Source organism: Chryseobacterium nepalense (assembly GCF_023195755.1).
Classification (GTDB): Bacteria; Bacteroidota; Bacteroidia; order Flavobacteriales; family Weeksellaceae; genus Chryseobacterium; species Chryseobacterium nepalense.
On the sequence record NZ_CP096203.1, the window covers coordinates 1339089 to 1352172 of the forward strand.

The following is a 13084-nucleotide window of genomic DNA, read 5'->3' on the forward strand; positions in this document are numbered from 1 at the left end:
TCACTTTTATTTGGTACAAAGGTAAGATTTTAAGAAACGTTAAGAATATTTCATGATTTTTTTAATGAAATTTTAATCAGCTGTTTTGTTGGCTAATTGTCCGCAGGCTGCATCAATATCGCCTCCCCGGCTTTTTCTTATTACACAAACAATTCCTGCATTTTCAAGCTGACGGATATAATTTTCTTCTGCCTGCTTATTACATTGATCATATTTCCCGTCTCCAATTGGGTTGTATTGGATTAAATTAACTTTTGAAGGAACCTGTTTACAGTATTTAATAAGCGCTTTAATATCTTCATCTCCGTCATTGATCCCTTTCCATACGCAGTATTCGAAAGTAATGACAGAAGCTGTTTTCTGATACCAGTATTGAAGCGCTTCCATAATTTCCGTTAAAGGAAATTTTTCGGAAAAGGGCATGATCTCATTACGTTTTGATTCGATAGCGGAGTGAAGTGATAAGGCGAGCTTTACTCTCAAATCGTCATCAGCAAGCATTTTGATCATCTTGGGAATTCCTGATGTAGAAACGGTAATTCTTCTCGGCGACATCCCTAAACCTTCCGGTTGTGTGATTTTCCTGATGGCTTCCACTACATTTTTATAGTTCATCATCGGCTCTCCCATTCCCATAAAAACAATATTGGAAAGTGGCCTGTTAAAATACATTTTGCTCTGGCTGTCGATTAAAGCAACCTGATCTACAATTTCCGCCACTTCCAGATTTCTCATTCTTTTGAGTCTAGCTGTTGCACAGAATTCACAATTTAATGAGCATCCTACCTGAGAAGAGACACAAGCTGTAGTTCTTGTTTCGGTAGGTATCAAAACAGACTCTACCAATAAACCGTCGTGTAATTTGACTCCGTTTTTGATGGTTCCGTCGGTACTTTTCTGGAGCTGATCAACAGAAACCGGATTGATGGTGTATTCTTCGGAAATTCTTTCACGAAGAGACTTTGAAAGATTCGTCATCTCATCAATCGAATGAAGGTTTTTGCTCCACAGCCAATCGTACACCTGTTTCGCTCGGAAAGGCTTTTCTCCTAAAGACGTAAAATACTCTTTAAGCTGGTCGAGTGATAAAGTTCTGATATCTTTCATATAGGTAAGAGCCAAGTTAAAAGTAAAAATTGAAAAGTTTTTACAACTTTGTGTTGTTAACTATTGTTGCTAAAATATTTTTTAATTCAGCGCTTTCATTTAATAATACTTGAAATTCTTCTGAATTATAACCGTCTAAATTTTTTAAAATCCGAAGCCAGAAATTGCTTTCCCGAGCTTCTCTTAAGGCAATTTTCACCTTATTTTTAAAATCTGCTTTTGAAGACCCGGCTTGTGATTCTTCATAATTCGCCCCTATCGAAGTGGCTGATTTTCCAAGTTGAAACCTAATTAACTTACTTTCAGGATCATTTGGAAGTGTTCTTAAAAACTTAAGACAATTCACGCCAAACATAAAAGTTCTTGCAAGTAAATCGTTTTGTTTCATTTTGTGTTCTTTAACTTTTTACTTTTAACTTGGCTCTTTTTACTTTTTTATAAAATTAGCATCGCATCTCCGTACGAGTAGAATTTGTATTTCTCTTTTACAGCTTCTTCATACGCGTGCATTACGAAGTCTCTTCCTGCAAACGCTGCAATCATCATGATTAACGTAGATTTCGGCGTGTGGAAATTCGTGATCATACAGTTGGCAACCCCGAATTCATGAGGAGGATAAATAAATTTATTTGTCCATCCGTGGAATGCGGAAATTTTCTTATTTGAAGATACTGAAGTTTCCAGTGTTCTCATTGTTGTAGTTCCTACAGCACACACTCTCTTATTAGCTTCAACGGCATTGTTGATGATCTGAGCATTTTTTTCATCGATGAAAATCTCTTCAGATTCCATTTTGTGTTTGGAAAGATCTTCCACTTCGATCGGGTTAAATGTTCCTAATCCAACATGAAGGGTAACTTCTGCGAAATCAATTCCTTTGATTTCCAGTCTTTTCATCAGATGTTTTGAGAAGTGAAGCCCAGCCGTAGGTGCAGCAACCGCTCCTTCCACTTTTGCGTAGATTGTCTGGTATCTTTCTGCATCTTCCGGTTCTACGTCTCTTTTAATATATTTTGGAAGCGGTGTTTCTCCAAGCTCCTTTAATTTAGCTCTGAATTCTTCGTAAGAACCATCGAACAAGAATCTTAATGTTCTCCCTCTTGAAGTTGTGTTATCGATAACTTCCGCTACCAGAGATTCGTCTTCCGTGAAGAATAATTTATTTCCAATTCTGATTTTTCTTGCAGGATCTACCAATACATCCCAAACGCGGGTTTCTTTATCAAGTTCTCTCAAAAGGAAAACTTCGATTTTTGCTCCTGTCTTTTCTTTATTTCCATAAAGACGTGCCGGGAAAACCTTGGTATTGTTAAAGATGAAAAGATCTCCTTCATCAAAATAATCAACCACATCCTTGAACAATTTGTGTTCAATAGTTTCGGTTTTTCTGTCCAAAACCATTAGCCTTGCTTCGTCTCTGTGCTCGGATGGGTGTTCTGCTAATAATTCTGCAGGAAGATCAAAATTAAAATCTGATGTTTTCATTTTTTAAATTACGGTTTAAAAATTATCAAATTACAAGATGTAATTTTCGGACTGCAAATATACGACATTCGGTACCCCTTTGTCAAGTATTATTTACAATCAGGCAAAAAACCGTGATTTTACGGCGAATATTACGTCTGAAAATTTGTATTTTGCAGTTTAAATGTACACTTATGAGCAAATATTCAATTGAATCTTTCGTCAACGAAACAAAAGAAAAACCCGAAAACAGAGATTACTTCGAACTTGAAAAGCCAGCGCTTCTGGAAATTAACCTGAACAATCAGGCAGTATGGACAAAGACCGGAAGTATGGTAAGTTATATAGGAAACATCAATTTTGAAAGACAGGGAATGCTTTCGAGCGGTTTGGGAAATCTGCTTAAAAAAGCAATCAGCGGTGAAGGAGCAAGACTGATGAAAGCCGAAGGAACCGGAAAATTATATGTGGCCGATGAAGGAAAGAAGGTACGCATTCTTTACCTTAACAATGAAGCAGTTTGTGTAAACGGAAACGACGTATTAGCTCACGAACAAAGCGTAAAAAGTGATATTACGATGCTGAAAAGCATTGCAGGCGTTATGTCCGGCGGACTTTTCCAGGTAAGGCTATCCGGAACAGGACACATTGCAGTTACTACGCACGGTGAGCCATTGACTTTGCTGGTAACTCCTGATGCACCTGTTTTTACAGATCCTAATGCTACGGTAGCATGGTCCGGAAACCTAACTCCTGAATTAAAGACCAATGTTTCTTTTAAAAGTCTTATCGGAAGAGGGAGCGGCGAAGAATTTCAGATGAAATTCTCCGGGAACGGATGGGTTTTAATACAGCCTTATGAGGAAGTGTATAGGATTGATAAATAGTAAAATACCCATAAAAACAGTAAAGTTTGCAAATTGCTCACTTTGCTGTTTTAGTTTTGAAATTTTAGTTGATCAGGATTAATTTTTATATCAAAATTTTGAGGCTCAATACTATCTAATGACAATACAATTTCAAGATTTTCAGATTTTGCTGATGCTGATTTTACTATATAATTTTTTTCAAATTTAACTTTATTATAGATTTCATAATAATCGAATAAAAACTGTAATCCAATATATGATAAATCGTCCTGAAAGTCTGCAAAAATAACTTCTGCTGAAACTCTCGGCTTTTTCATCTTTCCATTTGTATATTCGTTGATTAAATATCGTGACAAGCCGTCATTTTGTTTTCCAACAAACTCAGATCTAAAGAACCTTCTTTTTGACTCATCTTCAAGTTGTTTTTTAGCAGAAGGAATTCTTTTTGAATATTTATAGTCAAAATTCAGCTTACTTAAAGGAAACGTGGTATTCGTTACATGAAAATAATGTTGTAAATTATTTTTCAAGTCAGTTATTGTTGCTGTCATTGTATCTCTACTTTCAGCTCTGAAATTAATCTGATAAGAATAGTCTTTTGAATTTACAATACTCAGAAATTCAAAATTCTCTGTTCGCTTTTCTTTTTTTTGTTTTGATTGGAATTTATATTTAACAAAATAATCAAAATGATATTCCTGGGAAAAAGCATTCGTAAAACTTAAAATAAGCAATAATAGGATGAATTTTTTCATAGATATTGTTTTACCTTCTTCCATTCTTCTAGTTTCTTCTCAAAAGACACGGTGTGGAGAGGACTGGTAGAAGGCAGTAAAAATACCGGAATTTTATAATTCTTGCCTAAAATTTTCTGTACATTTTTATATGATTTTCCGCCGTTGCAAAATATGGCTTTAATATTAGGATGATCTTCCAGCAATTCACCGATCTCATTGGCTTCTTCGTTTTTAATTTCCGAATCCAGGCTTCCTTTTCTTTCGCAGGAATCGATAACATCCCAAAGCGCAATATGATTTTTCTTTAAGATCTGAATTCTTTGGTCGTAATCTTCCGTAAATTCTTCATTCAGCAATTCAAAAATGATCTTCCAGAATTTATTTTGCGGATGACCGTAATATTGTTGCTTTTCCAAGGATTTAACACCCGGAATTGAGCCTAAAATTATAATTTCAGAATGATCATCAATAATTGGAGGAAAAGAGAAGATTCTGTTTTGCATAATTGGATTTTATATTTTGGCTAAAGCCTTTTCATTTTCAAAAAACAAAAAGCGGGCTAAAGCCCGCTCCTATTGATATTTTATAATGTTTCTTTCAGCCAGTCGAAGAATTCTCTCTGCCAAACGAGACCATTCTGAGGGTGAAGCACCCAGTGGTTTTCATTCGGGAAGTACACCAGTTTGGATTTTAACCCTCTGAGCTGTGCTGCCTGGAAAGCTTCCTGACCCTGCTCGTAAGGAACCCTGTAGTCGATTCCACCCTGAACAATCATAATCGGCTTGTTCCATTTATCCACAAAATTGCTTGGATTAAATTCTGTGTACGCTTTAGGAAGTGGCTTTTCCCAAGGCGAACCGAGATCCCAGTTGGCAAACCAAAGCTCTTCTGTGGTAAGATACCAGGATTTCATATCAAACAATCCATCATGGGCAATAAACGTTTTGAATCTGTTTTCGTGGATTCCGGCTAACATGAATACACTGTATCCTCCGTAACTTGCTCCAACAGCTGCTACTCTTTCACCATCCACGTAAGGTAATGTTTTGGCAAAGTCTGTTGCGGCAAGATAATCTCTCATCGGCTGACCGCCCCAGTCTTTGGAAATTTCTTCATTCCATTTTGTTCCCCAGCCCGGCATTCCTCTTCTGTTTGGTGCCACAACAATATATCCGTTGGCAGCCATTAAGGCGAAATTCCATCTTGTACTAAAGAATTGAGTTAAAGCCGACTGTGGCCCGCCCTGGCAATACACCAGTGTAGGATATTTTTTATTAGGATCGAAATTTGGAGGGTAATGGAACCATACGCCCATTTCTTTGCCATCCGAAGTTTTCACCATTTTAAGTTCAGATTTTCCCTGAGAGAGGCTTGCGTACGTGTCTTTATTGACTTCGGTTACCTGCTGCATTTCTCCGTTTTTGATATTCACCGAAAACAGGTCTGTTGCATGGTTGATGTCTGTTCTTCCTACCAGTAACGATTTTTTCTGATCTGCAAAGATTTCATTCACATCAAAATCACCTTTTGTGATCTGCTGAACTTTAGCATTTTTCGGGTCTAATGAAAACAGCTGTTTTATTCCTCTGAATGCAGCCGTAAAATAAATTGTTTTTGAATCTGCACTCCAGAAGACATCTCCCGAAACGCTTTCGTCCCATCCTGCAGTAAGATTTGTTACTTTAGCCGTTTTCCAGTCCATGATTTTCACATCATTTTTGTCCGCTTCATAACCGTCTCTGGCCATACTCTGCCAAATTAACGACTTTCCGTCCGGACTGAATTTAGGATTCACATCATAGCCTTTATTAGATTCCGTCAGATTTTTGGTGGTTCCTGTTGCAATATCATAAGCGAAGATATCAGTATTTGTGCTGGTGGAATACTCTTTTCCGGTCTTAGGCTTTGTTACATAAAGAAGCTGTGAGGAATCCGGGCTCCAGATAAAATCTTCAGCTCCCCCGAATGGTCTTTGTGGAGAATCCCACATCTTTCCTTCCAGAAGATCTTTTGCAGCATCTGCTTTATCCGAAACATTTACTACAAAAATATGGTTGTATTTTCCTTCGTTGAAATAATCCCAGTGTCTGTGGTTGAGGTCGGTATAAACCTGTGCCGTGGTTTTCGGGGTGTCGGAATATTTATCTTTCCCCATTACTTTTTCCACAAGAACCTGTCTGCTGAATGCTATTTTTTTGCCATCGGGAGAAATGACAATATTATCCGCTTCACCTATTGTATAAAATTCCGTCCAGGTTTTTGCATTGTCTTTAGAAACAAAAATTTTGTCACCTTCCTGGGCATAAATTCCGTTTTTATCCCATTGGATAAGGGCTTTTTTGCCCAAATCCATTTTTGCGGACTGGTTATTCAGAACATTCAGGAAATAGCTTTCGTTTTTGGTTTTTTCTGTTTTAAGATCCACCTGTCCCACTTTATATATAAGCGAAGAATGATCTGGTGAAACTGCCTGTACCCCGACTTTCTTTAAAGTCCAGAGGATTTCCGGCGTCATTACTTTCTGTGCATTCATTAAGAGCGGCGCTGCCAAAGCCAGCAGACTGTACTTAAATTTCATATTGTTGATCAAATTTTTTGATTATGATATAAAGCTCATAATCCTGTTTATTTCAAAGTTTTCAAAGTTACTTATTTTTACCATACAGCAAGAGAATATTCAGAGATAAAATTTAAGCAAAATTGTGTATTGTCTACATAAAAAAGAGTGAACCGAAGCCCACTCATTATCAACCTTTGAAATGTTTATGATTTAATCTCTGTCTGAAAACATGGAGTTTGCCAGAGAAGTTATCAGGGAGAGAAGAATACTGAAAATCAGTGCCCACCAGAAACCGTCGACGACCATACTGTCTATAAAATAATCTGCAATAAGAATGATGATCGCGTTTATAACAAGGGCAAATAAACCTAAAGTAATAATTGTTAAAGGTAATCCCAAAAGATTAAGGATCGGTTTTACAATCAGGTTTAAAATTCCCAATACAATGGAAAAGATAATGGCCCCACCGAATCCGGAAAAATGTACTCCCGGTAAGATCATGGTAAGCAGGTAGGCAACAATTGCCGTTACCAGCAGACGAATAATTAAGTTCATATTTTTATTTTTTTAGTTCAGTCACTTATTCAGAAATTGTTATATTAAATATAGCATAAATTTCCGAAAAGATTTACTTTATTTTCATCATGGTTACCAAAGAAGTGGCAACATGGCTTTCCGAATCATTGTTTTCATCAACAGTATAGATTTCCGTACGGATGACACTGATCTTTGCTCCGCCCTTGATGACATACGATTTTGAAACGAGTGCATCGCCGATTGCCGGACGCAGATAATTCACCTTCAATTCTACGGTTACTACATAGCAATCTTCTTCATAATGACTTACCGCGGCGTATCCTGAAGAAACATCCACTAAAGAAGCAATCATTGCTCCGTTGAACATTCCGGCTTTCCTGGTCATCAGATCCATTTTAGGGATTTTCATAGAGATAAAATCGGTTTCAACTTCCAGGAGTTCTGCTTTATAGAATTTCAATGTTTCGGAACGGTGAAAGCTGTCGGTGATGAGCTGTTTTTTTTCGGGTGTCATGTAATGATTTTAAAATGTAAATGTAAAGACAAATTTCAAAAACAATGCAAATATGGTTCTGACCTTAAATTAATTTAAGCAGATCCGATTGCATTAAGTTTTGGCCAAAGCCATTTTGAGGTTTTTATTATTAGAAAGCAGACTAAAGTCCGCCCCTATTGATATCTTTTGAATTATTATTTTGAACAGATGCTTCGACGAGCTCAGCATGACATTGCGAATGCTAACAGTTTATTAAACATGATTTTGCAGCAGTGTCATTTTGTACAGAGGTGAAGCATTTTATGCATACCTAGTTTAAAACAATCTGAAAATTGTCATCCAAAGACAAAACACCTTCTGTCAGGCTTTCAGGATGTGCCGTAAAACCTTTTAGTTTTGAAGTTTTCCCTTTTAGAACGAGATCCATCAGCTGCTTGTCTGATATTTTTTTACCAAAAATTTCAAACAAAACTTTAAAGCCACAGTTTTTGAAATCTGAACACCCTACCGCTGTCTTTCCTTTCATAAGATGATGTTCTTTGCATTTCGGACATTTTGTTTCTTCCCAGGACTGCAGTTCTTTTTTTACGGCTGGTTCACGTTTCTTTTTTTCTTTCACTACCTTCTCTTCTTCCAGATTGATTACTTTTCCTTTTCCGTAGACTACCTTTTCGGTAAGCTCAGTAACCATCTGAATCAATTCTTCCTTGAAATGATTGGCTTCATACTCTCCTTTTTCAATTTTCCGGAGTTTAAGTTCCCATTCACCGGTAAGTTCCGGGCTTTTAAGGAGTTCATCTTCAATGGTATCGATCAGCTGAATTCCCGTTTGGGTAGCGATGAGATTTTTCCTTTTCTTTTCAATATACTTTCTTTTGAAAAGAGTTTCGATAATGTTAGCGCGGGTTGATGGCCTTCCGATCCCGTTATTTTTGAGCAATTCTCGGAGCTCATCATCTTCCACCTGTTTTCCGGCTGTTTCCATGGCACGAAGAAGCGTTGCCTCGGTGTAAGGTTTTGGCGGCGAAGTTTTACCCTGATGGATCATCGGATCATGAGGTCCGGTTTCCCCTACGGTAAATTCCGGAATGGTCTGTTCTTCCTCTTTATCTTTTTCTTTCTCCGACTCATCTTTCGGCTCTTTTGCATAAACGGCTCTCCATCCCGGTTCGAGAATCTGTTTTCCGCTGGTTTTGAAAGGAATGGTTCCCACTTTCCCCTCTACCAAAGTATTAGAGATTTTACATTCGGGATAGAAGACGGAAATAAAACGTTTCGCAATTAAATCATACACCAGTTTTTCCTCCCTGCTCAGATTTTGGGAAGGCGGAACTTCGGTAGGAATAATGGCGTGGTGATCTGTGACTTTTGTATCATCAAAAACCGTTTTGGATTTCGGAATCGGGGCTTCCAGCAAAGGTGCCACAAGTTCCTGATAAAAGTACATTTTTCTCAGAATTCCTTCTATTTTCGGATATAAACTTTCAGATAAATAGGTCGTATCTACACGAGGATAGGTCACATGCTTTTTTTCGTAAAGACTTTGGATATAATTCAGCGTATTTTCTGCGGAATAACCATATTTTCTGTTGGCTTCCACCTGAAGTCCGGTAAGGTCAAACAGCCTCGGATTCTTTTCTTTACCTTCTTTAATTTCAAAAGAAACGATCTCGAATAAGTTTTCTTTTAGATATTCTAAGCCTTTTTCGGCCCGTTCTAATGTTTTTAAACGGTCGATAGCGGCATTGAAAACAACATCTCTGTATCGCGTTTTCAGTTCCCAGTATTCTTCTACAGTAAAGGCATCAATTTCCTTTTGGCGCTGAACCAGCATCGCCAATGTTGGCGTCTGAACCCTTCCGATAGAAAGCACGGCTTTATTTCCCCCGAATTTTTTGGTGAAAAGCCTGGTTGCGTTGATCCCCAAAAGCCAGTCGCCGATAGCCCTTGCATTTCCTGCGAGATATAAATTTTTGTAATCTTCGGCAGGTTTTAAGCTTGCAAAACCTTCTTTGATGGCTTCTTCGGTAAGGGACGAGATCCACAAACGCTGAATCGGTTTGTTGCATTTTGCTTTCTGCAGCACCCATCTCTGGATGAGTTCTCCCTCCTGTCCGGCATCCCCGCAGTTGATGACCTCATCACATTCGGATACTAATCTTTCAATCACTTTAAACTGGTTTTCAACGCCTTTATTCGGAATTAATTTGATCCCGAAATTATGAGGAATGATGGGCAGCAGAAAAAGATTCCAGGATTTGTACTGCGGACCGTAATCGTGAGGTTCTTTGAGGGTGCAGAGATGCCCGAAAGTCCATGTCACACAATAGCCGTTTCCTTCCATATATCCCTGTTTGGGAGTGGTGGCCCCCAATACTTTGGCGATATCTCTGGCAACACTGGGTTTTTCGGCAATACAAAGTTTCATGAATTTTTCGGAGTTTTGAAGAGGGGCAAAAATCGGGATTTTTTTTGGATTTTGCTAATTTGTTGATGGCGGATGGTGAAGCGTTGTTTGTTGATGGTTGAGCGTGTGGGTGATATCTTTTGCAATTAAGCTCATTGGTAAGAAAAGTGTTTCCTATATCGTGTATTATAAATAATGTTGGGAATTCCGGATGTATTAATGCAGGAAGTATTTCTGCGGGCGTTCATATTGCATTTGCAGTAATCACCATATGGTTTACAGTAGCAAGAATATTATTTACAGGGACTTCAATTACCATTGCAGTAGCAAGAATATTATTTACAGGAACTGAAATATAGTTTGCAGGCATAAAAATATAATCTGAAGTAAACAGAAGTATGTTTGCAGTGTGTATAAGTATTGGAGAATATAGATTAAACTTGTTGTTAAAAGAATTTTTTTTCGCAAAGTTGAAATTATAATCCAGCATATTTAAGGAGCAAATAATTAATCAACGAGTTGATTCGATGAAGCTTATTATTTTAACTGCATAAGAAATTTAGACTATTAAGATTAATTAATTCAAAAAAAGCTCCCTTAAAAAAGAGAGCTCACCAACAATACTTATGAACCAGGTTCATGAATTTAATTTCTATTACATGGTCATCGGAACGTCCATGAGAAGAATTTCCGTGTTTTCGGATGTCGCTTTGATGTGAAGCTCATTAATATTCCAAACTCCGAAGCCATCTCTTTCTTCCAGCTTTTGGCCTTCGATTTCCGCACTTCCTTTAATGATAAAAGCATAAACACCGTTTCCTTTTTTCTTAACCTGATAATCGGTTTCGGTATTGGTTTCAAAGTTCCCCAAATGAAACCATGCATCCTGATGAATCCACACTCCTTCGTCATCGGCATTTGGAGAAAGGATTTGCTGGAATTTATTTTTGCTTTTCGTTTTGTCTAATGTAATCTGGTCATATCTCGGGGTAACGTTTCTTTTATTCGGATATACCCAGATCTGGAGGAATTTTACCAGCTGATCCTGGTTTTTGTTGAATTCACTGTGCATAATTCCGGTTCCCGCACTCATTACCTGAATATCACCACTTCTGATGATGGCTGAATTTCCCATGCTGTCTTTATGTTCAAGGTCGCCTTCTAATGGAATGCTGATAATCTCCATATTGTCGTGAGGATGTGTTCCGAAGCCTCTTCCCGCCTCCACTTTATCATCATTTAAAACTCTTAATACCCCGAAATGCATTCTTTCCGGATTATGGTAATTGGCAAAACTAAAGGTATGATTGCTCACCAGCCAGCCATGGTCTGCCTTTCCTCTGGTATCCGCTTTATGAATAACAGAGTTGTCTTTTATTTTTGAATCTGGATTGGGAAGATGGTTGTAGCCAATCGGTTCCAACGGTTCGATCTCATCGATCTCATTTTTCATGGTATTGCCCAATGATGCTGATGCCACGAACATTCCCGTTCCCAATAATCCTTTTTTTAAAAAATCTTTTCTGTCCATATCTGGTGTGTATTTATTTGTTTTGATAGGACAAAGTTAGGTTGGTGGGTTTTGCTGTGCATTTAACTAGTTTAATAAATGTGATTATTTTCTTTTGTCTTAAAACAAAAGAAACAAAAATTCAAGACTGGAACCTGAATACTAAAAAATATTTTTATTCTCTAAAAATCCCAAAACTCGTGCGAGTTCACTATTGGTTCTTCGGTTTATTATTGCTGTCGCACTCAGACAGTGGGATTTTCTTTACGTTCATAAAATTATTTTTCTTTACGCTTCAGGTTCCTAGGTCGATTGATAGTGTGATATTTGGAGATTCTTCGCGGCTTCGCGCTCAGAATGACAGAGTGTATTACATGAATTTGTCATTCTGAAAGAATCTTAAACTACATTTGATATATTTTCTTTTGTCTTGAAATCGAAGATTCGACGTAGTCAAACAAAAGAAAAAAAGTTCAAGACTGGAACCTTACGCTAAAAATTCCTTCTGCTCTCTAAAAATCCCAAAACTCATGCAAAGTTACTATTGGTTCTTCGGTTTATTATTGCTCTTGCACTCAGACAGTGGGATTTCTTTACGTTCGCAAAAGTAATTTTCTTTACGCTTCAGTTTCCCAGGTCGGTTGATAGTGTGATGTTTGGAGATTCTTCGTTGCTTCGCGCTCAGAATGACAGAGTGTCAAACCATTAACCATGAAAAGAAATTGGGTGATAAAACCACCCGTCAAAAATTCTGCAAATTTTTGCCACCCCTCCTTAGGAGGGGAATTGTGCGGATCTTGATTTTGAAAATTATTTTTGCTTGGAAGCGAGGCGTTTTCGGATGGTGCTTACGAATTCTTTGGAAACGCCGAGATAGGAAGCGATATAGTATTGTGCCACTCTTTGCGGAATGGACGGATAAACTTTTATAAATTCCAGGTACCGGTCTGAAGCACTTTTGGAAATAGTATTGACCAGACGGTGCTGGAGCGTGGAAAGATTTCTTTGCACAAGCATTCTGAAAACCCTTTCAAATTTTGGGATTTCGGATAATAGTTTTTCTTTAGCTGCCGGATTCAGCATATAAATTTCCGAATCTTCCAGGGTTTCTATGTATAAATTAGATGGTTTCTGATCCTGAAAGGAAGCAATATCACTGATCCACCAGTCTTCTATGGCAAACAGGATGGTCACTTCAAAGCCATTGTCATCAAGATAATATACTCTTACACACCCTTTCTGGATGTATCCCTCAAATTGACAGATTTCTCCTTCACGAAGCAGGATTGTCTTTTTGGGAAAGGTCTGCAGGGTAAGCAAACCGGTGAAAAATTGTTCCTCTTTAGGCTCAAGGTTAATGAATCTTGTTACATTTCCGATGATGTTTTCAGACATAG

The 13084-nt window shown here is 37.8% G+C and carries 13 protein-coding genes; 1 reads left to right on the plus strand and 12 read right to left on the minus strand.

What is annotated here, in order from left to right; all coding sequences use genetic code 11:
* Nucleotides 1–72: 72 nt before the first annotated feature.
* Genes rlmN through queA form a run of 3 tightly spaced genes read right to left on the minus strand, consistent with a single transcriptional unit; the run spans nt 73 to nt 2592 of the window.
* Nucleotides 73–1107: a dual-specificity RNA methyltransferase RlmN gene (rlmN, locus tag M0D58_RS05640; RefSeq protein ID WP_248394152.1), complete on the minus strand. Its 1035-nt coding sequence runs from the start codon at nt 1105–1107 to the stop codon at nt 73–75.
* Between the two features lie 40 nt (nt 1108–1147).
* On the minus strand, nt 1148–1495 hold the full coding sequence (locus M0D58_RS05645) for a four helix bundle protein (protein WP_248394154.1): 348 nt from the start codon (nt 1493–1495) through the stop codon (nt 1148–1150).
* A 47-nt stretch (nt 1496–1542) separates the two neighbouring features.
* Nucleotides 1543–2592 carry a tRNA preQ1(34) S-adenosylmethionine ribosyltransferase-isomerase QueA gene (gene queA / locus M0D58_RS05650; RefSeq protein WP_248394157.1) on the minus strand — a complete coding sequence of 350 codons (1050 nt, stop codon included), beginning with the start codon at nt 2590–2592 and terminating at the stop codon, nt 1543–1545.
* A 173-nt stretch (nt 2593–2765) separates the two neighbouring features.
* Here queA and M0D58_RS05655 point away from each other — a divergent pair, with 173 nt between their 5' ends.
* Nucleotides 2766–3458, plus strand: a complete 693-nt coding sequence (locus M0D58_RS05655; protein WP_248394159.1) for an AIM24 family protein — start codon at nt 2766–2768, stop codon at nt 3456–3458.
* A gap of 50 nt (nt 3459–3508) precedes the next feature.
* Here M0D58_RS05655 and M0D58_RS05660 read toward each other — a convergent pair whose 3' ends face one another.
* From M0D58_RS05660 to M0D58_RS05695, 9 genes are all read right to left on the minus strand, one after another.
* On the minus strand, nt 3509–4195 hold the full coding sequence (locus M0D58_RS05660) for a hypothetical protein (RefSeq protein ID WP_248394161.1): 687 nt from the start codon (nt 4193–4195) through the stop codon (nt 3509–3511).
* Complete coding sequence (locus M0D58_RS05665) at nt 4192–4680, minus strand: DNA-deoxyinosine glycosylase (RefSeq protein ID WP_248394163.1); 489 nt, start codon at nt 4678–4680, stop codon at nt 4192–4194. The genes M0D58_RS05660 and M0D58_RS05665 overlap by 4 nt, the downstream gene beginning before the upstream one ends.
* Before the next feature lie 80 nt (nt 4681–4760).
* Nucleotides 4761–6755 carry a S9 family peptidase gene (locus tag M0D58_RS05670; protein WP_248394165.1) on the minus strand — a complete coding sequence of 665 codons (1995 nt, stop codon included), beginning with the start codon at nt 6753–6755 and terminating at the stop codon, nt 4761–4763.
* Nucleotides 6756–6947: 192 nt separating this feature from the next.
* A complete protein-coding gene (locus M0D58_RS05675) occupies nt 6948–7292 on the minus strand; it encodes a phage holin family protein (protein ID WP_248394166.1) in 345 nt (114 codons plus the stop codon).
* Between the two features lie 73 nt (nt 7293–7365).
* On the minus strand, nt 7366–7788 hold the full coding sequence (locus tag M0D58_RS05680) for a PaaI family thioesterase (RefSeq protein WP_248394167.1): 423 nt from the start codon (nt 7786–7788) through the stop codon (nt 7366–7368).
* A 292-nt stretch (nt 7789–8080) separates the two neighbouring features.
* Nucleotides 8081–10198 carry a type IA DNA topoisomerase gene (locus M0D58_RS05685; protein WP_248394168.1) on the minus strand — a complete coding sequence of 706 codons (2118 nt, stop codon included), beginning with the start codon at nt 10196–10198 and terminating at the stop codon, nt 8081–8083.
* 223 nt (nt 10199–10421) lie between these two features.
* Nucleotides 10422–10547, minus strand: a complete 126-nt coding sequence (locus M0D58_RS18115; protein WP_282569134.1) for a hypothetical protein — start codon at nt 10545–10547, stop codon at nt 10422–10424.
* Nucleotides 10548–10832: 285 nt separating this feature from the next.
* Nucleotides 10833–11708 carry a pirin family protein gene (locus tag M0D58_RS05690; RefSeq protein ID WP_248394169.1) on the minus strand — a complete coding sequence of 292 codons (876 nt, stop codon included), beginning with the start codon at nt 11706–11708 and terminating at the stop codon, nt 10833–10835.
* Between the two features lie 789 nt (nt 11709–12497).
* On the minus strand, nt 12498–13082 hold the full coding sequence (locus M0D58_RS05695; protein ID WP_248394170.1) for a Crp/Fnr family transcriptional regulator: 585 nt from the start codon (nt 13080–13082) through the stop codon (nt 12498–12500).
* Nucleotides 13083–13084 lie beyond the last annotated feature (2 nt).

Excerpts from the sequence above, each read along its gene's own strand:
- M0D58_RS05675 (WP_248394166.1), bottom strand. The coding sequence starts at position 7,292 with ATGAACTTAATTATTCGTCTGCTGGTAACGGCAATTGTTGCCTACCTG.
- M0D58_RS05660 (WP_248394161.1), bottom strand. The coding sequence starts at position 4,195 with ATGAAAAAATTCATCCTATTATTGCTTATTTTAAGTTTTACGAATGCT.
- M0D58_RS05665 (WP_248394163.1), bottom strand. The coding sequence starts at position 4,680 with ATGCAAAACAGAATCTTCTCTTTTCCTCCAATTATTGATGATCATTCT.
- rlmN (WP_248394152.1), bottom strand. The coding sequence starts at position 1,107 with ATGAAAGATATCAGAACTTTATCACTCGACCAGCTTAAAGAGTATTTT.
- M0D58_RS05695 (WP_248394170.1), bottom strand. The coding sequence starts at position 13,082 with ATGTCTGAAAACATCATCGGAAATGTAACAAGATTCATTAACCTTGAG.
- M0D58_RS18115 (WP_282569134.1), bottom strand. The coding sequence starts at position 10,547 with ATGCCTGCAAACTATATTTCAGTTCCTGTAAATAATATTCTTGCTACT.
- M0D58_RS05685 (WP_248394168.1), bottom strand. The coding sequence starts at position 10,198 with ATGAAACTTTGTATTGCCGAAAAACCCAGTGTTGCCAGAGATATCGCC.
- M0D58_RS05680 (WP_248394167.1), bottom strand. The coding sequence starts at position 7,788 with ATGACACCCGAAAAAAAACAGCTCATCACCGACAGCTTTCACCGTTCC.
- M0D58_RS05645 (WP_248394154.1), bottom strand. The coding sequence starts at position 1,495 with ATGAAACAAAACGATTTACTTGCAAGAACTTTTATGTTTGGCGTGAAT.
- M0D58_RS05690 (WP_248394169.1), bottom strand. The coding sequence starts at position 11,708 with ATGGACAGAAAAGATTTTTTAAAAAAAGGATTATTGGGAACGGGAATG.
- M0D58_RS05670 (WP_248394165.1), bottom strand. The coding sequence starts at position 6,755 with ATGAAATTTAAGTACAGTCTGCTGGCTTTGGCAGCGCCGCTCTTAATG.
- queA (WP_248394157.1), bottom strand. The coding sequence starts at position 2,592 with ATGAAAACATCAGATTTTAATTTTGATCTTCCTGCAGAATTATTAGCA.
- M0D58_RS05655 (WP_248394159.1), top strand. The coding sequence starts at position 2,766 with ATGAGCAAATATTCAATTGAATCTTTCGTCAACGAAACAAAAGAAAAA.